Annotated in this window: 17 protein-coding genes; 9 read left to right on the forward strand and 8 right to left on the reverse strand. The window is 71.5% G+C overall.

From position 1 onward, the window contains the following. Nucleotides 1-155: 155 nt before the first annotated feature. Nucleotides 156-2,525: a SpoIIE family protein phosphatase gene (locus tag ACIBAD_RS06700; RefSeq protein WP_398905421.1), complete on the forward strand. Its 2,370-nt coding sequence runs from the start codon at nucleotides 156-158 to the stop codon at nucleotides 2,523-2,525. A 58-nt stretch (nucleotides 2,526-2,583) separates the two neighbouring features. Further along, the gene (locus tag ACIBAD_RS06705; RefSeq protein WP_398904992.1) at nucleotides 2,584-4,044 is read left to right on the forward strand and encodes a catalase; all 1,461 of its coding nucleotides are present in this window, start codon (nucleotides 2,584-2,586) and stop codon (nucleotides 4,042-4,044) included. A gap of 132 nt (nucleotides 4,045-4,176) precedes the next feature. On the opposite strand, the gene ACIBAD_RS06710 is transcribed toward ACIBAD_RS06705, so the two are convergent. Continuing rightward, nucleotides 4,177-6,414, reverse strand: coding sequence for a penicillin-binding protein (locus ACIBAD_RS06710; protein ID WP_134071621.1), 2,238 nt, complete (start codon nucleotides 6,412-6,414; stop codon nucleotides 4,177-4,179). Nucleotides 6,415-6,647: 233 nt separating this feature from the next. Between ACIBAD_RS06710 and ACIBAD_RS06715 the strand changes: the two genes are divergently transcribed. Further along, nucleotides 6,648-7,556 (forward strand): SPFH domain-containing protein, encoded by a 909-nt coding sequence (locus ACIBAD_RS06715; protein ID WP_398904994.1) that lies wholly within the window; start codon nucleotides 6,648-6,650, stop codon nucleotides 7,554-7,556. Next, nucleotides 7,553-7,828: a hypothetical protein gene (locus ACIBAD_RS06720; protein ID WP_134071625.1), complete on the forward strand. Its 276-nt coding sequence runs from the start codon at nucleotides 7,553-7,555 to the stop codon at nucleotides 7,826-7,828. The genes ACIBAD_RS06715 and ACIBAD_RS06720 overlap by 4 nt, the downstream gene beginning before the upstream one ends. Before the next feature lie 121 nt (nucleotides 7,829-7,949). On the opposite strand, the gene ACIBAD_RS06725 is transcribed toward ACIBAD_RS06720, so the two are convergent. Beyond that, nucleotides 7,950-8,897, reverse strand: coding sequence for a hydrogen peroxide-inducible genes activator (locus ACIBAD_RS06725; protein WP_134071627.1), 948 nt, complete (start codon nucleotides 8,895-8,897; stop codon nucleotides 7,950-7,952). Nucleotides 8,898-9,036: 139 nt separating this feature from the next. Here ACIBAD_RS06725 and ACIBAD_RS06730 point away from each other — a divergent pair, with 139 nt between their 5' ends. From ACIBAD_RS06730 to ACIBAD_RS06740, 3 genes are all read left to right on the forward strand, one after another. Further along, a complete protein-coding gene (locus ACIBAD_RS06730) occupies nucleotides 9,037-9,717 on the forward strand; it encodes a hypothetical protein (RefSeq protein WP_398904997.1) in 681 nt (226 codons plus the stop codon). A gap of 186 nt (nucleotides 9,718-9,903) precedes the next feature. Then, entirely contained in the window at nucleotides 9,904-10,458 is a 555-nt protein-coding gene (locus tag ACIBAD_RS06735; RefSeq protein WP_134071630.1) for a peroxiredoxin, read from the forward strand. Between the two features lie 3 nt (nucleotides 10,459-10,461). Continuing rightward, nucleotides 10,462-11,001 carry an alkyl hydroperoxide reductase gene (locus ACIBAD_RS06740; RefSeq protein WP_134071632.1) on the forward strand — a complete coding sequence of 180 codons (540 nt, stop codon included), beginning with the start codon at nucleotides 10,462-10,464 and terminating at the stop codon, nucleotides 10,999-11,001. 96 nt (nucleotides 11,002-11,097) lie between these two features. Here the strand turns inward: ACIBAD_RS06740 and ACIBAD_RS06745 are convergent, their stop codons facing one another. The 5 genes from ACIBAD_RS06745 to ACIBAD_RS06765 all read right to left on the reverse strand — a co-directional run bounded on the left by ACIBAD_RS06745 (nucleotide 11,098) and on the right by ACIBAD_RS06765 (nucleotide 16,792). Further along, nucleotides 11,098-11,781 (reverse strand): hypothetical protein, encoded by a 684-nt coding sequence (locus ACIBAD_RS06745; protein WP_398905000.1) that lies wholly within the window; start codon nucleotides 11,779-11,781, stop codon nucleotides 11,098-11,100. Next, on the reverse strand, nucleotides 11,765-13,162 hold the full coding sequence (locus tag ACIBAD_RS06750) for an AI-2E family transporter (RefSeq protein WP_398905002.1): 1,398 nt from the start codon (nucleotides 13,160-13,162) through the stop codon (nucleotides 11,765-11,767). The genes ACIBAD_RS06745 and ACIBAD_RS06750 overlap by 17 nt, the downstream gene beginning before the upstream one ends. 107 nt (nucleotides 13,163-13,269) lie before the next feature. Beyond that, a complete protein-coding gene (locus tag ACIBAD_RS06755; RefSeq protein ID WP_398905423.1) occupies nucleotides 13,270-13,989 on the reverse strand; it encodes a transglycosylase SLT domain-containing protein in 720 nt (239 codons plus the stop codon). Nucleotides 13,990-14,396: 407 nt separating this feature from the next. Beyond that, the gene (locus ACIBAD_RS06760; RefSeq protein WP_134071636.1) at nucleotides 14,397-15,713 is read right to left on the reverse strand and encodes a PhoH family protein; all 1,317 of its coding nucleotides are present in this window, start codon (nucleotides 15,711-15,713) and stop codon (nucleotides 14,397-14,399) included. 317 nt (nucleotides 15,714-16,030) lie between these two features. Then, nucleotides 16,031-16,792 (reverse strand): isoprenyl transferase, encoded by a 762-nt coding sequence (locus ACIBAD_RS06765; protein ID WP_053690331.1) that lies wholly within the window; start codon nucleotides 16,790-16,792, stop codon nucleotides 16,031-16,033. A 128-nt stretch (nucleotides 16,793-16,920) separates the two neighbouring features. Between ACIBAD_RS06765 and mgrA the strand changes: the two genes are divergently transcribed. Then, nucleotides 16,921-17,958 carry an L-glyceraldehyde 3-phosphate reductase gene (mgrA, locus tag ACIBAD_RS06770; protein ID WP_134071638.1) on the forward strand — a complete coding sequence of 346 codons (1,038 nt, stop codon included), beginning with the start codon at nucleotides 16,921-16,923 and terminating at the stop codon, nucleotides 17,956-17,958. A gap of 132 nt (nucleotides 17,959-18,090) precedes the next feature. On the opposite strand, the gene ACIBAD_RS06775 is transcribed toward mgrA, so the two are convergent. After that, the gene (locus ACIBAD_RS06775; RefSeq protein WP_134071640.1) at nucleotides 18,091-18,843 is read right to left on the reverse strand and encodes an A24 family peptidase; all 753 of its coding nucleotides are present in this window, start codon (nucleotides 18,841-18,843) and stop codon (nucleotides 18,091-18,093) included. Nucleotides 18,844-18,913: 70 nt separating this feature from the next. Between ACIBAD_RS06775 and ACIBAD_RS06780 the strand changes: the two genes are divergently transcribed. Further along, nucleotides 18,914-19,303: a DUF192 domain-containing protein gene (locus tag ACIBAD_RS06780; RefSeq protein ID WP_398905006.1), complete on the forward strand. Its 390-nt coding sequence runs from the start codon at nucleotides 18,914-18,916 to the stop codon at nucleotides 19,301-19,303. Nucleotides 19,304-19,315 lie beyond the last annotated feature (12 nt).

Raw genomic sequence — 19,315 nt, forward strand, 5'->3', positions numbered from 1 at the left:
CGCCGCTGAGCGGGTATACCGCGACTGACCGAGTTGAGTGCAGCGCACATCGAGCGCAAACGGACGGAATTCCACGCGTGACGGAGTACCCCACCTCGCAGGAGGGCCCGCAGCCCGCCGCGGCCGCCGCGGCACCGGCCCCGGGCGGCCCCGGCATGCCCGCCGCCCCCGGCGGTTGCGCGGACGAGCTGGGCCACGGCAAGGCCCCCGTCCCCGCGGCCGAGGCCGTACGCGGCTCGGCCGCGGGCGGCGACGACCCCGTCCGCTCGGACGTCCCCCGCCCGCGCGGCGAGGGCGTACCCGCCCCGCAGGACGGCACGCCGCGCCCGGCGCGCGGCCGCGCACGGGGTACGGCGGCGTCGGGCGCGGCCGGCCGCCGCGGCCGCGACGCCGAAGCGGCCCGGAGCGCCGTGCGCGACGCCGCGGCGGCGGGCGGGTCCCGGCGGCGCGACGGCGAGGCCGCACGGAACGCCGCCCGCGGCGAGGACCAGGCCGGCCTGCCCGCCGGCCGGGCCCACGAGGCCCGCGGCGGGGCCCAGGACCGCCCTGCGGCGACGGCGGACGCCTCCCGCCCCCGCGAGGACGCGGACGCAGTGGCGGCCGGGCAGGGCGCCGCAGGCGGAGAGGACCTGGACGCCGGAGCGGCGTTCGACGGCCGGGCCGTGGCCGGCGGCGAGGGCGGTGCGGCGGACGCGCAGGTGTACGGCCAGGGCGCCGGTACGGCGGACGGTGCGCTAGGCGCCGGTCTGCAAGGGGCCGACGGCGGAGTGGCCCGGCGGGAGGGGGACCGGCTGCGGTTCGTCGGCGCCGCGACCCGGCGGATCGCCCGCGGCATCGACCTCGACGAGATCGTCCTCGGCCTGTGCCGGGCCACCGTGCCCACCTTCTCGGACGCCATCCTCGTCTACCTGCGCGACCCCCTCCCCGTGGGCGACGAGCGCCCCGTCGGCCCGGTCGTTTTAAGGCTGCGCCGCACCGACCGGCTCCGGCCGATCGACGATCTGACGGGGACCGAGGGCGCGGCGGCCCCCGGGGCCGCCGGCGAGCTCGACTTCAGCCAGCTGCCGCTGGTCGGCCCGCAGGGCGACCTGCCCGCGGCCGAGCTCTGCGAGATCCGCCCCGGCGGGGCCCTCGCCGAGGTGCTGCGCGGCGTACGGCCCGTGTTCGGGTCCGCCGCCGGGGCCAAGGACGCGCTTCCGGAGCTGCTCGGCGCGGAGCACCCCGTACCGCGCGGCCAGCGGGCCATCCTCGCGCCGCTGCGCGGCCGCCGCCGCGTCATCGGCTCGGCGGTGTTCCTGCGCAGCCCCGAGCGGCCCGCGTTCGAGCAGAACGACCTCCTGGTCGCCGCCCAACTGGCCACGCACACCGCGCTCGGCATCGACAAGGCGGTCCTGTACGGCCGCGAGGCGTACATCGCCGACGAGCTCCAGCGCACCATGCTGCCCGACAGCCTCCCCCAGCCGACCGGGGTCCGGCTCGCCTCCCGCTACCTGCCCGCCGCCGAGACGGCCCGGGTCGGCGGCGACTGGTACGACGCGATACCGCTGCCCGGCAGCCGCGTCGCGCTCGTCGTCGGCGACGTCATGGGCCACTCCATGACATCGGCCGCGATCATGGGTCAACTCCGCACCACCGCGCAGACCCTGGCGCAGCTGGACCTGCCGCCCGCCGAGGTGCTGCACCACCTGGACGAGCAGGCGCAGCGCCTGGGCTCCGACCGGATGGCCACCTGCCTGTACGCGGTGTACGACCCGGTCTCGCACCGGATCACCATCGCCAACGCCGGCCACCCGCCGCCCGTGCTCCTGCACCTCGGCGGCCGCGCCGAGGTGCTCCGCGTACCCCCGGGCGCCCCCATCGGCGTCGGCGGCGTGGACTTCGAGGCCGTGGAGCTGGACGCGCCCGCCGGGGCCACCCTGCTGCTGTACACGGACGGGCTGGTCGAATCCCGGCTGCGCGACGTGTGGACCGGCATCGAGCAGCTGCGCGAGCGCCTGGCCACCACCGCCCAGCTGACGGGGCTGGACCACCCGCCGCCGCTGGAGGCCCTCTGCGACGACGTCCTGGACATGCTCGGCCCGGGCGACCGGGACGACGACATCGCGCTGCTCGCCGCGCGCTTCGACGGGATCGCGCCCAGCGACGTCGCGTACTGGTTCCTGGACCCGGAGGAGACCGCTCCGGGCCGCGCCCGCCGGTTCGCCCGCCGTGCGCTGACCCGGTGGGGCCTGGAGGAGCTCCAGGACTCCCTGGAACTGCTCGTCAGCGAGGTGGTCACGAACGCCGTGCGGTACGCCGAGCGGCCCGTGACCCTGCGCCTGCTGCGGACGGACGTACTGCGCTGCGAGGTCGGCGACGACTCCCCGCAGCTGCCGCGCCAGCGCCGGGCCCGGGACACCGACGAAGGCGGCCGCGGGCTGTTCCTGGTCAACCGCATGGCCCGCCGATGGGGCGCGACCCGCCTGAGCAGCGGAAAGGTGGTCTGGTTCGAGCTCCCGTTGCCGGGGGCGCATGACCGGCGTTGACTGGGTAGGCGCGCGGGGAGAGCCAGGGGGATTCGGCCGACCCCGCGGGAGGACCCACGTGACCCAGGACGCCCAGAAGATCCGGTACACGACGGACAACGCCGGGATCCCGGTGGAGAGCGACGAGCACTCGCTCACCCTGGGACCCGACGGCCCGGTCCTCCTCCAGGACCACTACCTGATCGAGAAGATGGCCCAGTTCAACCGGGAACGGGTCCCCGAACGGGTGGTGCACGCCAAGGGCTCGGGCGCGTACGGCGTCTTCCACGTGACCAATGACGTCAGCCAGTTCACCAAGGCGGACCTGTTCCAGCCGGGCCGCCGGACCGAGATGCTGGCCCGTTTCTCCACGGTCGCGGGCGAGCAGGGCTCCCCCGACACCTGGCGGGACCCGCGTGGATTCGCCCTGAAATTCTATACGGAGCACGGCAATTACGACCTGGTCGGCAACAACACGCCGGTCTTCTTCGTACGCGACCCGAGCAAGTTCCAGGACTTCATCCGCTCGCAGAAGCGCCGCCCCGACAACGGGCTGCGCGACCACGACATGCAGTGGGACTTCTGGACCCTGTCCCCCGAGTCCGCGCACATGGTGACCTGGCTGATGGGGGACCGGGGCATCCCGCGCTCGTACCGGCACATGAACGGCTACGGCTCGCACACCTACCTGTGGGTCAACGGCGGCGGCGAGAAGTTCTGGGTGAAGTACCACATGAAGACCGACCAGGGCATCGAGTTCCTCACCCAGGCGGACGCCGACCGGATCGCGGGCGAGGACCCGGACTACCACCGCCGCGACCTGTACGAGTCGATCGCGGGCGGCGAGCCGCCGAGCTGGACGGTGTACGTGCAGGTCATGCCGTTCGAGGACGCCCCGGACTACCGGTTCAACCCGTTCGACCTGACGAAGGTCTGGCCGCACGGCGACCACCCGCTGATCGAGGTCGGCCGGATGACCCTGGACCGGAACCCGGACGACTACTTCATCCACATCGAGCAGGCCGCCTTCGAGCCCTCCGGCCTGGTGCCGGGCATCGGCCCGTCGCCGGACAAGATGCTGCTGGGCCGGCTGTTCTCGTACCCGGACACGCACCGCTACCGGATCGGGGCGAACTACGCCCAGCTCCCGCCGAACCGGCCCCGCTCACAGGTCTCCTCGTACGCGAAGGACGGCGCGATGCGCTTCGAGGCCTCGGCCGCGGCGCGCCCGTACGCGCCGAACTCGTACGGTGGCCCGGCGGCCGGCGCCGACCGCTTCGGCGAGCCGGCGGGCTGGGCGGCAGCGGGCGAGATGGTGCGTGAGGCGTACTCCCTGCGCCGCGAGGACGACGACTGGGGGCAGGCGGGCACGATGGTCCGGCAGGTGCTGGACGACGCGGCCCGCGACCGCCTCGTCTCGAACGTCGGCGGGCACCTGAAGGACGGGGTGAGCGCCCCGGTCCTGGAGCGTGCCGTGCAGTACTGGCGCAACGTCGACAAGGCGCTCGGCGACCGGATCGCCGCGGCGGTCCGCGGCTGACCACGCGGGCTGCGGCTGACCACGACGGTCCGCGGCTGACCACGACAGGCCGGGCCGGCGCCGCAAACACCGCCGCCCCGCAGCGTGGGTGCTGCGGGGCGGCGGTGCGTCGGGGGCAGCCGTACGGGCGCGCTACGGGATCGTGATCGGCGGGGTCTTCGTCGGGTCCGGGGTCTTGGTCGGGTCCGGGGTCTTCGACGGGTCCGGGGTCTTCGACGGGGTCTTGCTCGGGTTCGGCGAGCTCTTGCCGGGGTCCGGGGTGGTCGCCGACTGCGAGGCGGTCGTCGACGGCGTGACGGAGGACGAGGAGCTCGACGACGGGGAGCTGCTGCGGGTCGGCGCCTGCGAGGCGCCCATCTTGGCCTCGGAGAGGTCGAACTCGCCGGTGTCCACGCCCTTGAGCGCGGCCAGCGTGTACGCCTTCCAGATCTCGGCCGGGAAGCTGGAACCACCCGCTCGGCCACCGCCCGCGGTACCGGTCAGGGTGACCTGCTTGGCCGTTCCGGGCTCCTCGCCGAACATGGCGACGACGGTGACGAGCTCCGGCGTGTACGCGGTGAACCAGGCGGCCACGTTGGACTCGGTGGTACCGGTCTTGCCGGCGGCCTCGTAGGCGGAGCTCTTCACGGCCTTGCCGGAACCGTCGTTGACGACGCCGGTGAGCACCTTGGTCACCGTGTCGGCGGTCTGGCGGCTGATGGCCTGGCCGCCCACCGGCTCGGTCGGCTTGGGCACGCGGGTGGCGTGCTTGGCGCTCTTGATGATCGTCGGGCTGACCTTCTTGCCGTGGTTGTCGAAGGTGGCGTAGACGCCGGCCATCTCCAGGGTGTTGGCGCTCATGGTGCCGAGCGACATGGCCGGCTTGTCGGCCGGCCAGCCCGGGCGGTCCTTCATGCCGAGCTCCAGCGCCGTCTGCTTCACCTTCGGCGGACCCACGTCCACGATCATCTGGGCGTACACCGAGTTCACGGAGGAGTTGGTGGCCGCCTGGACGGTGAGGAAGGGGTCGCCGTAGTTCGCGTTGTCCTGGTTCTGCGGCGCGAACGGGGTGTCGCTGCCGACGACCGGGCGCTTGCTGGTGCCGTCGTAGAGGGCGTTCGGGGTGATCGGCTTGCCGTCGTGCGTCGTGGACTTGTTCTCCAGGGCGGAGGCGAGCACGATCGGCTTGAAGGTCGAGCCGGGCTGGAAGTCCTGGCGCAGGGCGTTGCTCGCCCAGTGGTCGGAGAGCCCGGTGCCGCCGTACATCGCGACGACCGCGCCGGTCTTGGGGTCCACGGAGGTGGCGCCGGCCTGCACGCTCGCGTCGACGGGGCGGTCCTTGCGGTCGAGCTTGGCCTCCAGCTCGTCCTGGACGGCCTTCTCCAGCGCGGCTTGCTTCTTCGGGTCGATGTTGAGGGTGATCTCCCAGCCGCCGGCCTGCAGCTCCTGGGTGGTCATGTTCGTCTGCCGCCGCAGTTCCGCGTCCGCGGCCTGCTTCAGGTAGCCCTTCTGGCCCTCCAGGCCGGGGGCGGCCTTGGGCTTGATCGGCATCGGGAGCTGGAGCTGCTTGCGCTTCTCCGGGTCCAGCTCCTTCATCTCGACCATGTTGTCGAGCACGCCGTTGAAGCGGATCTTGACCAGACGCGTGCCGTTCGGGCCCGCGGTCGCCAGGTCGTAGTCGCTGGGGGCCTGGAGGACGGCCGCGAGGTACGCGCCCTGCTCCAAGGTCAGCTTGTCGACGTCGACGCCGTAGTAGGCCTGGGCGGCGGCCTGGATGCCGTAGGCGCCGCGCCCGAAGTAGCTGGTGTTCAGGTACCCCTCCAGCACCTGGTCCTTCTCCAGGCGCCGGTCGACCTTGAGGGAGATCACCAGCTCCTTGAGCTTGCGGGTCGGCGTCTGGTCCTGGTTCAGGTAGAAGTTCTTGACGTACTGCTGGGTGATCGTCGAACCGCCGGCCTTGCCCTTGCCGGTGACCGTGTTGAACAGGCCGCGGGCGACACCGATGAAGTCGACGCCGCGGTCCGAGTAGAAGGTCTTGTTCTCGATGGCGATGAAGCCGGTCTTGACGTCCTTCGGAACCCGGCTGATCGGCACCATCTCGCGGTTCATCGCGCCGTCGCGCGCCATGATCGTGCCGTCCGCGTACTTGTAGACGTTGCTCTGCTTGATGGCGTCGGCGTTCGGGTCGGGCTCGTCCACGTAGAAGTAGAGGGCGACGAGAGCGCCCATGCCGAGCAGGACCATCCCGAAGAAGGCCCCGAGGATCTTCTTCCAAGTGAAGAAGCGACGTATGCCGGTCCGCTTGCCGGCACGCCCCTTCCCCGTGGCGCGCCCGCGCGGCGCCCGTCGCGCACTGCGCTGCTGCGCCTTACGCGCTTCTGCTCGGCCCATCGCTCCCGCTCCGCTCGATTACCCCCCCGACGTCAGCTCAGAAAGCTAACACCGCAGGTTGTGACAAAGGTTGGCCAACCTTGGCCAATACCGGTCAATTCGGACGTGAGAATCAGCACCCACATCAAGGGAACCGACGCGCGGCAAGCCCATAGGGTTGCGGCGGGCTCAAAAAGTGATATCACTTTGCTAAGCGGCTCGATCGGCCGCGACCAAGCGAATGGGGGCAGACCATGACGAATACGGCGGCCATCGGCGGCGACGTACGGGAGTTCACAGCACGCAGCGTGGGCGGCGGACTCGCTTTGCTGCTGGGGCTGTTGGGGGCTGCGGCAGGCGCCGCCCTGCTCGCCCTCGGCGCGGCCGCCGGGGGTTCGGCGGCACACGTCTCCATGATCGTGCTCGGCATCCTCCTGATCGCCGCCTCGGCCTTCGCGATGGGCGGGCTGAACATGGTGGCGCCGGGCGAGGCCCGGGTGGTCCAGCTCTTCGGCCGGTACCGGGGGACGGTCCGCACGGACGGGCTGCGCTGGGTGAACCCGCTCACCTCGCGGGAGAAGATCTCCACCCGGGTCCGCAACCACGAGACGGCCGTCCTGAAGGTCAACGACGCGTACGGCAACCCGATAGAGCTGGCCGCCGTCGTGGTGTGGCGGGTGGAGGACACCGCGCGGGCGACCTTCGAGGTGGAGGACTTCACGCAGTTCGTCGAGACCCAGACCGAGGCGGCGGTCCGGCACATCGCGATCGAGTACCCGTACGACGCGCACGACGAGGGCGGGCTGTCGCTGCGCGGCAACGCCGAGGAGATCACCGAGAAGCTGGCGCTCGAACTGCACGCACGGGTGGAGGCGGCCGGCGTCCGGATCATCGAGTCCCGGTTCACGCACCTCGCGTACGCTCCGGAGATCGCCTCCGCGATGCTCCAGCGCCAGCAGGCCGGCGCGGTCGTGGCGGCCCGCAAGCAGATCGTGGAAGGGGCGGTGGGCATGGTCGAACTGGCCCTGACCCGACTGGCGGAGCAGGACATCGTGGACCTGGACCCGGAGCGCAAGGCCGCCATGGTCTCGAACCTGATGGTGGTCCTGTGCGGCGACCGGGCCGCCCAGCCGGTCGTCAACACGGGCACGCTCTACCAGTGAGCCCCGCCGGCGAGCCGCAGGACCCGCGAGCGGGCGACGGCCGGGAGCGGCCGCCCGCGCGGGCGGGGCGGCAGGCGCGCAAGCAGGTGCTGCTGCGGCTCGACCCGCAGGTGTACGACGCCCTCGCCCGTTGGGCGGGCGAGGAGCTGCGCAGCGCCAACGCGCAGATCGAGTTCCTGCTGCGGCGGGCCCTGTCCGAGGCCGGACGGCTCCCGGGTGGCGCGGCCCCGATCCCGCCGCGCGGCCGCCCTCGCGTCCCGCCCGAAACCTGAGCGGGTCAGGACCGAAGTCCCGAGCCGTGACCCCGTTCGCCCTGTGCGGAGCGGTCATCGAGCCGCCGGGCGCGGCCCGTACGTACGCCCCCTCCGGTACGCCCGCCCCCGCGGGCCGGCCCTACTCGGCCGGCCACACCGGGAGCGGGCGTACGGCTTGGCGCAGGGCGCCCGCCATGGCCCGGAACTCCTCCTGGCGGGCCGTCCCCGTCCGCATGGCCAGCGCGATCCGCCGCGAGGGCGCGGGCTCGGCGAAGTACCCGGTGGCCAGGTGCTCGTTGCGGGCGGTCTCCAGCCGCAGCGCGGTGCGCGGCAGCAGGGTCACGCCGAGCCCCCCGGCGACCAGCTGTACGAGGGTGGACAGCCCGGCGGCGGTGGTGGTGACGGCGGCCCCTTCGGGCCGGCCCGCCTCGCGGCAGATGTCCAGGGCCTGGTCGCGCAGGCAGTGCCCCTCGTCGAGCAACAGCAGCTGCAGGCCGCGCAGTTCCTCGCGCGGGATGTCCCGGCGTCCGGCGAGCGGATGCTCCCGGGGCGCGAGGAGGACGAAGTCCTCGTCGAAGACCGGCAGTTCGGTGACCCCGGGGACGCCGAGCGGAACCGCGAGCAGCAGCAGGTCGAGCCGCCCGCCGGCCAGTCCGTCCAGCAGCGAGGAGGTCTGCTCCTCGTGCACCTGGAGGTCCATCCGGGGATAGCGGCGGTGGAACAGGCCGAGCACCGTCGGCAGCAGGTAGGGGGCCACCGTGGGGATCACCCCGAGCCGCAGGACCCCGGTGAAGGGAGCCCGTACCGCCTCGGCCTCCTCCAGCAGACCGCCCATGGCGTCGAGGACCGTCCGGGCGCGGGCCGCGATCCGCTCGCCCGCGGGCGAGAGCAGCACCTTGCGGGTGGTGCGCTCCAGCAGCTGCACGCCGAGGGCCTCCTCCAGCGCGGAGACGGCACCCGAGAGCGCGGGCTGGCTCATGCCGATCGCCGCGGCGGCGTCCCGGAAGTGCAGGTGTTCGGCGACGGCCGCGAACGCGCGCAGCTGCGCGAGCGTCGCCTGCTTCGCCCCCCTGTTGCCGACGGCCACTGATAGGTACCTCCGATCACCCGCCACCAGATTAGCTCCGGCCACCGCTCCTGGGCCCTGCGCTGCGGGCCGCCCGGCCCCGCGGGAGAGTGGAGGGAGGGCAGGAGGCCCGGCCACGGGCTTCGCCCGGGAGGCAATCATGCGGAGCAAGCTCGTTCGGATCTCCGTCCTGGTCCCACTGGCGGCCTCGCCGCTGGTCCTGGGCCCGACGCTACTGGCCCACCCCGCGGCGGCGGCGTCGCCCGCCTGCCAGGTCGTTCAGGGTTACGCCCCGCCGTCGAACAACTGGGCGATCAACGGCACCGGATTCACCGGCGACACCGTCCAGGTGACGGGCGACAACGGCTACACGGGCTCCACCAAGGTCACCGGCGGCAGCATCCGGGTCCCCGGCCTGCTCGCGGGGCACTACACGGTCGCGGGTACCGAGTGCACGGGTGGCGGGGCCCCCGCCACGAAGGACGGCACGGACACGGGCACGGACGCCAAGGCCGAGTACGACAAGGGCTTCCAGAAGGGCTTCCAGACGATCAGGGGCAACTGCAGCGCCAAACCGCCGCAGGCCCTGAACGAGGTCGACCCCAACTGGCAGAAGGGCTACGACAACGGCGCGGCGCTGGCCGCCAAGTCGTTCTGCGGCGACAAGACGGACGGACAGGCCGGCACCTCCGAATACGACAAGGGCCACAAGACCGGCTACGACAAGACCAAGGCCACCTGCCAGACCGAACCGCCGAAGACCGCCGTGGCACCCGACCCCGAATGGATCCGCGGCTACACCGACGGCGCCGCGAAGGCCGCGGCCGAGTTCTGCAAGTAGATGTCACCGAACTGATCACTCTGCGTCGCTCTTCGCCCGGACGGGCGCATTGATAGGGAAGCCTGATCAGCGCAACCACCGTTTGCGATTTCCGCGATCAATGCTGCCTGTGCCAGCATGTGAGACCGTCCAACCCCTCAGGGAAGTCCCCAAAAGGGACGTTTTCCCGTCTCGCAAGGAGAGCACGTGCTCACTGTCGGTGACAAGTTCCCCGCCTACGATCTGACCGCCTGCGTCTCGCTCGAAGCCGGCAGCGAGTTCGCCCAGATCGACCACAAGACCTACGAGGGCAAGTGGCGCGTGGTGTTCTTCTGGCCGAAGGACTTCACCTTCGTCTGCCCGACCGAGATCGCCGCCTTCGGCAAGCTGAACGAGGAGTTCCAGGACCGCGACGCGCAGGTCCTCGGCGTCTCCGGCGACTCCGAGTTCGTCCACCACGCCTGGCGCAAGGACCACGCCGACCTGCGTGACCTGCCCTTCCCGATGCTGGCCGACTCCAAGCACGAGCTCATGCAGGCCTGTGGCGTGCAGGGCGAGGACGGCTTCGCGCAGCGTGCCGTGTTCATCGTCGACCAGAACAACGAGATCCAGTTCACGATGGTGACCGCCGGATCCGTGGGCCGTAACCCCAAGGAGGTCCTGCGGGTCCTCGACGCCCTGCAGACCGACGAGCTGTGCCCCTGCAACTGGAACAAGGGCGAGGGCACCCTGGACGCCGGCGCCCTGCTGGCCGGTGAGTGACGGATGTCCCTCGACTCCCTGAAGTCCGCCATACCGGACTTCGCCAAGGACCTGAAGCTGAACCTCGGCTCGGTCGTCGGCAACCAGGACACCCTCACGCAGCAGCAGCTGTGGGGCACCGTCCTGTCCTGCGCGATCGCCGCCCGCTCCCCGCGCGTCCTGCGTGAGCTGGAGCCGGAGGCGAAGGCGGCCCTGTCGCCGGAGGCGTACACCGCCGCCAAGTCCGCAGCCGCGATCATGGCGATGAACAACGTCTTCTACCGCACCCGCCACCTGCTCTCCGACCCGGAGTACGGCACGCTGCGTGCGGGCCTGCGGATGAACGTCATCGGCAACCCGGGCGTGGAGAAGGTCGACTTCGAGCTGTGGTCGCTCGCCGTCTCCGCGATCAACGGCTGCGGCCAGTGCCTGGACTCGCACGAGCAGGTCCTGCGCAAGGCCGGCGTCGACCGCGAGACGATCCAGGAGGCCTTCAAGATCGCCTCGGTGATCCAGGCCGTCGCGGTCACCCTCGACGCCGAGGCCGCCCTCGCCGCCGAGTAGTCCCCCCTCGTACGCGCCGTACGCACAGTGCGCACGGCCGTACGAGCTCCAGGGCCCCCGCAGCCGTTCCCGGCCGCGGGGGCCCTGTCGTTCGGTTCACTTGCGCAGCGCCGCCATCAGGGCGCGCATGTCCTCGACCATCGCCGCCTGGACGGCGGCTTCGTCCGGGTCCGCGGCGTCCGACCGCCCGTACCACTGAACGGTGAGGCTGAAGACGGCTCCCCCGTCGAGCACTTCGAGCCGTGAACCGCCGACCCGGCGGGTGAGCAGCGCCCGCTCGCCGAGCCCGGGGACCTGTTCCACGTCGCCGCCCGAACTCGCCATGCCCCCGATGCCCCCGAGGCCGGTGGGTCCCGCACCGAACTCCGTGCGGGGATCGGCCTTCTTGTGTAGCTGGACCAACACCTCGGCCCCGTACGAGAGACGGCCCTCGACGTAGGGGGCGCCGTGCGCGCAGAACGCCCAGTCGAGCGCGGGGTGCTCTTCATGGCGCGCGGACTCCCCGGTCAGCTGCACGGTCGACGCGGACACCGCGGTCAGCTTGATCTTGCACAGGTCCTCGGCATGCCGGTACGCGATCCGCGGCGCAGGCTCGCCGAAACGATCCTGCGCCGTCAGGACGCCGGCCCAGACGGCCGAGGCCACTGCGGCCCCGCCGAGCGCCCATGACCAGGCCCTGCGAGGCCCCCGTACGCCCTCGCTGGGGGTGTCGGGCTCCTCGGCCGCCGTGGACGGCAGGTCGGTGCCCCATCCCCCTTCGAGCTCAGGCTCGCTGATCACGTCCTGCCTCCCGGGCGGCCTGCTCGAACGCCGTCGAGCCGTGCGGGCCCGGGCCGATCGCCGCGGCGCCGTGCAGGAGCTGGTCCCGGGAGTAGGCCCTCAGGTAGACGACCACCGTGTTGGTGACCGCGACCAGCGGGACGGCGACCACGGCACCGCCGATGCCCGCGACCATGCCGCCCGCGGCCACCGACAGCACCACGGCGAGCGGGTGCACCCGTACCGCCCGGCCCAGGATGAAGGGCTGGAGCACGTGCCCCTCGATCTGCTGCACCGCCAGCACCACGGCCAGCACCATGAGCGCGGTCCACGGCCCCTGGGTCACCAGGGCGACGACCACCGCGAGGGCGCCGGAGACCACCGCGCCGACGAGCGGGATGAACGCGAACAGGAAGATGAAGACGGCCAGCGGCACCGCCATCGGCACCTTCAGGAAATAGATGCCGAGGCCGATGAAGATGGCGTCGATGAGCGCGACGAGCACCGTGCCGCGCACGTACGCCGTCAGCGTCCGCCAGGCACGCGGACCGGCGCCCGCGACACCCGGGCGGGCGGCGGCCGGGACCAGGCCCTGCACCCACGTCCAGATGCGCTTGCCGTCGTAGAGCAGGAACAGCGTCGAGAACATCGCGAGCAGGATGCCCGTGAGCACCTCGACGAGGACCGTCACGCCTTGGAGCCCGGCGGAGGTGATCTGCTCGGTGTTGGTGCCGATGGTCTCGCTGAGGTTCTTCGCGATGTCGTTGATCTGCTTCTCGGTCACGTGGAACGGACTGTCCAGCGCCCAGAGTTTGAGCTCGTTGATGCCGTCCCGGACCCGGGCGGACAGGTCGTCGAGGTTCTCCATGACCTGCCAGACCACGAACCAGCCGACCAGTCCGATGACCACGAACCCGAGGATCGCGGTGACGGCGGTGGCGAGCCCGCGCGGCAGGCCGAGGCGGCGCAGCCGGACCACGAAGGGCTGGAGCAGCGCGGTGACGAGCAGGGCGGCGGCGAAGGCGAGCACGACCAGGCGGACTTCGCTGATCACCTTCATCACGACCCAGAGCATCCCGGCGAGCAGCAGGAGCCGCCAGCTGACCTCGGCGGCGACGCGCATGCCCCACGGGACCACGCTCACCGGGTCTGGGCGCCCGCGCAGGGTGGGCGGGTGCGGGGGGTGGCCGGGCTGCTCGGCGTGCGCGGCGGGTGCCGGGGCCTGCGGAACGTGCGCGCCGGCGTCCGCACCCGCGGGGGCCGTGCCGGCAGCGGTGGCCGGGGCCGTGGCAGCCGCGCCGATGCTCTCCGCCTCGACCTCGGCGCGCCGCGCCTGGAGCCGCGCCTCCATGCGGCTCAGCCTGTTCCCGAGCCGGCCGAGCCAGCCTGCCCTCTTCGCCATGTCTTTCCCTTCCCCCGCCCGTGGACACACCTCGAAAGACCGTACACGCGAGGAGCCCCGCGCCGTAGGACGGTGCGGGGCTCTTCGAGGTTGAGCGGAGGCGGGCTCTAGTACCAGCCGTTGGCCTGGTGGAAGCTCCAGGCGGCGCACGGGCTGTGGTAGCGCTCGTTCATGTAGTTGAGGCCCCACTGGATCTGGGTGGCCGGGTTGGTCCGCCAGTCGTCGGCGACCGAGGACATCTTCGAACCCGGGAGCGCCTGGACCAGACCGTACGCGCCCGAGGACGAGTTCACGGCCTTGTAGTTCCAGGTGGACTCCTCGTTGATGATGTTCGAGAAGCACTGGAACTGGCCGGCCGGGACGATCTGCCGGGCGATGTCCTTGACCTGGGCGACCGTGTAGGAGCTCTGGACGGCGAAGTCGCCGGCGCTGCGAGCCGCGGAGCGGCTGGCGATCTGCTCCTTCTCGTCGCGGTCCTTCTTCGCCTTCTCGTCGGCGGCCTTCTGCGCCTCGGCCTTCTTGGACTTGGCGTCCTCGGCGGCCTGGATGCGAGCGGCTTCCTCGGCGACACGCTTGGCGTCGGTGTCGGCGCCCTGGGCGATGGCGTCGGCCTGCTGCGTCAGGGACGCGTTCTGGACCTGCGCCTGCTCGCCGACCGGGATGTCGGCGAGGAGGGTCGCCCCGGACGCGGTGGTCTCGAGATCGTTCGAGGCGGCGGGGTCGCCAGTGGCAACGCCCACGACTGCGCCAACGGTGGTGACTGCGGTGGCCGAAGCCACAGCGAATCCCCGGACCGAGATCCGGCTCACACGGTGTCCTTCCAGCAGCGTCCGCAGTGACCGGGCGGCCGCAATAGTGCCCCTCGACACTGGCCTCCGTGGAGCTGTGATCACTGGAGGCGCGGGCCCGTGGGCAACTCCCTTGCGGGGGCTGCCGCGTGACGACTCGGGCGGCATACGGCGAACGGCTCTGGAGTTGTGGTGCTGCGCGTACCTCCCGTCTAGTGACGGGAGATACAGATGTGCCGTATGCGGGGCCTGACGGAAAACAGACTCTGCCGGACCCCGACACCGCAAGGCAATTCTCCATTGCGTGTGAAAGGTCACACCTGGCATGTTGCCGTTGGTTTCCTCAAAGGGCTGTGCAGCGCGACGCCGCCCGGCTAGGCTCTCGGACCTTTGCCGGGCGGCGCCAACTCGCTCTCCCGCTATGGGGTTTTTGCCCCCGTGCGCGGCTACAGCGATTCGAGCATCTCGGTCACCAGCGCGGCGATCGGCGAGCGCTCGGAGCGGTTGAGCGTGACATGCGCGAAGAGCGGATGCCCCTTCAGCTTCTCAACGACGGCGACCACTCCGTCGTACCGGCCGACCCGCAGATTGTCCCGCTGGGCGACATCGTGGGTCAGAACGACCCGTGAATTCGCACCGATTCGGGACAGAACGGTCAGCAGCACATTGCGCTCCAGCGACTGCGCCTCGTCCACGATCACGAAGGCGTCGTGCAGCGAGCGCCCGCGGATGTGCGTGAGCGGCAGGACCTCCAGCATCCCCCGGTTCAGCACCTCCTCGATGACCTCGCGCCCGGCCACCGCCGAGAGGGTGTCGAAGACCGCCTGCGCCCAGGGGCTCATCTTCTCGGACGCGTCCCCGGGCAGGTAGCCGAGGTCCTGGCCGCCCACCGCGTACAGCGGCCGGAAGACCATCACCTTCTGGTGCTGCCTGCGCTCCAGCACCGCCTCCAGGCCCGCGCACAGCGCCAGCGCCGACTTTCCGGTGCCGGCCCGGCCGCCCATGGAGATGATGCCGATCTCCGAGTCGAGCAGCAGGTCCAGGGCGATGCGCTGCTCGGCGCTGCGGCCGTGCAGCCCGAAGGCCTCCCGGTCGCCCCGTACGAGCCGCACGTTGCCGTCCGGAGTGACCCGGCCCAGGGCCTTGCCGCGTTCGGACTGGAGGACCAGCCCGGTGTGCACGGGAAGTTCGGCGGCCTCCGGTACGTACAGCCGCTCCTCGGAGTAGAGCAGGTCGATCTGCTCCCCGGACAGCGCGAGCTCGCTCATGCCGGTCCAGCCGGCATCGGTGATCGCGAGCTCCGCCCGGTACTCCTCGGCGATCAGCCCCACGGAGGAGGCCTTGATGCGCAGCGGGAGATCCTTCGAGACGACCGTGACGTCGTAGCCCTCGGCCTGGAGGTTGCGGGCGACCGCGAGGATCCGCGAGTCGTTGTCCCCCAACCGGAAGCCGGCCGGCAGGACACCGGGGTCGGAGTGGTTGAGCTCGACACGGAGGGTGCCGCCGAGATCGCCCAACGGGATGGGGGCGTCGAGGCGACCGTAGCGAACCCGGAAGTCGTCGAGCAGGCGCAGGGCCTGACGGGCGAAGTAGCCGAGTTCGGGATGGTGCCTCTTGGCCTCCAGCTCGGTGATCACCACGATCGGGAGCACGACCTCGTGCTCGTCGAAGCGCGTGATCGCGTTGGGGTCTGCCAGCAGGACGCTGGTGTCGAGGACGTAGGTCCGCCTGTCGGGCAGGCGGCGCTTTGTACTGGTCACCACGGAAGGACGTACCCCCTCGGAAGAGGTCGGGCCATGAAGACCGGACCGGTCATCGGCACCCCTGCGGGGCCGATTTCCGGCCCTCCCACTCCGTCCGTGCGAACCGCACGTGCGTCCTGGTGCAAAGGGCCTCCCGGGCGGACGACCCCATGTCGCCCGCTGAGACTCGACACCCGTGGATCGGGCATCGACCTGAAAGGGATATTCCCCGATCAGGCCCGGCCATGCCATGGCATATGACGGACGCTCGGTGAATCCCTGGTGAAGGCCTTGCAGGGGGACGGCCGGGGCCGAGGGGGCGTCAGTCCGCCGGGCCCTCAGGCTCCGTAGCGCCGGTGGCGGGCGGCGTAATCGCGCAGCGCCCGCAGGAAGTCGACCTTGCGGAAGGCCGGCCAGAACACCTCGCAGAAGTAGTACTCCGAGTGGGCGCTCTGCCAGAGCATGAATCCGGACAGCCGCTGCTCGCCGCTGGTGCGGATCACGAGGTCCGGGTCGGGCTGGCCGCGCGTGTAGAGGTGCTCCGCGATGTGGTCGATGTCGAGGATCTCGGCGAGCTCCTCGAAGGAGGTGCCCTTCTCCGCGTGCTCCAGCAGCAGCGAGCGGACCGCGTCGGCGATCTCCTGGCGGCCGCCGTAGCCGACGGCGACGTTGACCAGTATCCCGTCCACGTCGTGGGTGGCCTGTTCGGCCTCCTTGAGCACGGACTGGGTCTGCCCGGGAAGGATGTCGAGGTTGCCCACGTGGTGGACGCGCCAGCGGCCGTCCGCGGCGAGGCCCCGGACGGTGTTCTCGATGATGTTGAGCAGCGGGCGGAGCTCGACCTCCGGCCGGTCCAGGTTGTCCGTGGACAGCATCCACAGGGTGACGACCTCGACGTCCGTCTCGGTGCACCAGCCCAGCATCTCGGAGATCTTGTCGGCCCCCGCCTGGTGGCCCTGCTCCGTCGTACCTCCGGACGCCTTCGCCCAGCGCCTGTTCCCGTCCAGGATCACGCCGATGTGCTTGGGCGACGCGTCATGGTCGAGGCGGCCTTCCACCCGGCGTGCGTAGAGCCTGTACACCAGGTCGCGCAGCTTCACGATCTTCCAGCCCCTCCGTGCAATGCCCCCGTGCGAAATGCGGTCCTCCCCCGAGTCCGCCACATTACTGCGCGGCGGGATCGGGTACCCAACTCGGTCTGTCACAAGTCCGTGATAGGGAGGACAACGTGACTGATAACAATCCCTATCGGGCAGAGCCCTCGCGCTACGACTCCATGGAGTACCGGCGCACCGGCCACAGCGGCCTCAAGCTCCCCGCCATCTCACTCGGCCTCTGGCACAACTTCGGTGACGACAAGTCCCTGGAGTCCCAGCGGGCGATCTTGCGCCGGGCCTTCGACCTCGGCGTCACCCACTTCGACCTGGCGAACAACTACGGCCCGCCCCCCGGCTCGGCCGAGCTCAACTTCGGGAAGGTCTTCGCGCAGGACTTCGCCTCGTACCGCGACGAGCTGATCCTCTCCACCAAGGCCGGCTACTTCATGCACGAAGGCCCCTACGGCGAGTGGGGCAGCCGGAAGTACCTGATGAGCTCGCTCGACGCGTCGCTGAAGCGGATGGGCGTGGACTACGTCGACATCTTCTACTCGCACCGCTTCGACCCGGACACCCCTCTGGAGGAGACCATGGGCGCGCTCGCGTCCGCGGTGCAGCAGGGCAAGGCGCTGTACGTGGGCGTGTCCTCGTACACGGCCGAGCAGACGGCCGAGGCGGCGCGGATCCTGCGCGAGATGGGCGTCCGCCCGCTCATCCACCAGCCCTCGTACTCCATGATCAACCGCTGGACGGAGGAGGACGGGCTGCTGGACACCCTGGAGGAGGCCGGCATGGGCTGCATCTCCTTCGCGCCGCTCGCGCAGGGGCTGCTGACCGGCAAGTACCTGAAGGGCATCCCGGAGGACTCCAGGGCGGCCGCCGGCAAGTCCCTGAACCCGGACCTGCTGTCCGACGACGTGGTCCGCCGCCTGGCCGGCCTCAACGAGATCGCGGCGCGCCGCGGGCAGTCGCTGGCGCAGCTGGCGCTGAACTGGGTGCTCCGGGACGAGCGGATGACCTCGGCGCTGATCGGCGCTTCGAGCGTGTCCCAGCTGGAGCAGAACGTGGCGGCCCTGGGGGCTGCGCCGCTGTCTGAGGAGGAACTGAAGGAGATCGACTCCTTCGCGGTGTCCACCCCCGGCACGAACATCTGGGCCCAGCGCGGCTGACCTGCACCTTTGGGCGTGGGGTGGTGGAAACAAAAAACGGGCCGGTCCGTGGGGGGGGATACGGACCGGCCCGAGGGGGGGGTTCCACCATAACCCTTCGTAAAGCCTGATGCGTGCATCGGCGCAAGATGATTACGCTCCGAAACCGCCCAGCAGCACTGCGGTGAGGGCTCCGGCCGCCATGAAGGGGCCGAACGGGAACGCCGTCCGGCGGCCGGCGCGGCCCCGCAGCACAAGGGCGAGCCCGTACACGGCTCCGTAGAGGAACCCGAGGAAGGCTCCGGCGGCCCATACCCCCCAGCCGTACCACCCAAGAGTGACCCCGAGCGCGAGCGCCAGCTTGACGTCGCCGAAGCCCAGGCCGGCGGGGTTGAGGAGGAAGAGCAGGAGGTACGCCCCTGCGAGCGCGCCCCCGCCGATCAGCGCCCCCGTCCAGGACCCCCCGGCGCCGGGTACGAGGGCCGCGCCGCCGAGTCCGGCGGCCAGGGCTCCGGCGAGGGGGAGGGTCAGCACGTCGGGCAGCCGCTGAACGGCGAGGTCCACGATCCCGAGCAGGAGCAGCACCGGCACCGCGGCGACGAACACCACCGCTTCGGGCCGCCCCCCGACGGCCCACGCCAGCCCCCCGCACACCGCCCCGGCGATCCCGGCCGCCCATCCGGGGCCCACCCCGTACGTGTGGCGGGGGCGGGTGCAGCGGCGGGCGGGCGCGGCGTCGCGGCAGCGGGGCAGGCCCAGCCAGCCGGGGATCGGGTGGCCCTCCGGGCAGCGGTCGCGCCACGCGGCGTCCGGCTCGACCGACAGGCGGTACGCCGCCCGCGGCAGCAGCAGACCCGCGGCCACGCCGTAGGCGACCGCGGCGGCGATGATCACGAACAGGCCCATCCGCCGACGGTAGGCGCAGACACCGGCACCTGCATGGGCCCGGGGGCCCAACCACCCCTACCCTGCCGCCATGACCACCAGCAACGGCCTCCTCCGGCTCGGGCCGGACCTGCCGGCGGTACCCCTGGAGATCGCGGCCTCCTACCGCGCCCGCACCCGCGGGCTCCTCGGCCGCGACGGCCTGCCCGGCGCCGCCCTGCTCCTCACCCCGGCGGGCAGCGTGCACACGTTCCGGATGCGGTTCGCGATCGACGTGGCGTACCTCGACCGCCGCCTGCGCGTCATCGCCCTGACCACGATGCCGCCGAACCGCCTCGGCCTCCCCCGGCTCCGCTCCCGGCACGTCCTGGAGGCCGAGGCCGGCGCCATGGCCGCCTGGGGCCTGCGCGTCGGGTCCCGGCTGGACATCGAGGGACCGGACGGCGAGCCGCCTCTGGACCGCCGACCGGACACCCGCTAGGCGCCGCGCGGC

Origin of the sequence: Streptomyces sp. NPDC051109 (assembly GCF_044455885.1) — a bacterium.
GTDB lineage: Bacteria > Actinomycetota > Actinomycetes > Streptomycetales > Streptomycetaceae > Streptomyces.

What these genes read in the sequence shown, in the direction of transcription:
- ACIBAD_RS06710 (WP_134071621.1), bottom strand. Translation starts at nt 6,414, where the DNA reads ATGGGCCGAGCAGAAGCGCGTAAGGCGCAGCAGCGCAGTGCGCGACGG.
- ACIBAD_RS06700 (WP_398905421.1), top strand. Translation starts at nt 156, where the DNA reads ATGCCCGCCGCCCCCGGCGGTTGCGCGGACGAGCTGGGCCACGGCAAG.
- ACIBAD_RS06750 (WP_398905002.1), bottom strand. Translation starts at nt 13,162, where the DNA reads ATGGCGAAGAGGGCAGGCTGGCTCGGCCGGCTCGGGAACAGGCTGAGC.
- ACIBAD_RS06780 (WP_398905006.1), top strand. Translation starts at nt 18,914, where the DNA reads ATGACCACCAGCAACGGCCTCCTCCGGCTCGGGCCGGACCTGCCGGCG.
- ACIBAD_RS06730 (WP_398904997.1), top strand. Translation starts at nt 9,037, where the DNA reads ATGCGGAGCAAGCTCGTTCGGATCTCCGTCCTGGTCCCACTGGCGGCC.
- ACIBAD_RS06715 (WP_398904994.1), top strand. Translation starts at nt 6,648, where the DNA reads ATGACGAATACGGCGGCCATCGGCGGCGACGTACGGGAGTTCACAGCA.
- ACIBAD_RS06775 (WP_134071640.1), bottom strand. Translation starts at nt 18,843, where the DNA reads ATGGGCCTGTTCGTGATCATCGCCGCCGCGGTCGCCTACGGCGTGGCC.
- ACIBAD_RS06740 (WP_134071632.1), top strand. Translation starts at nt 10,462, where the DNA reads ATGTCCCTCGACTCCCTGAAGTCCGCCATACCGGACTTCGCCAAGGAC.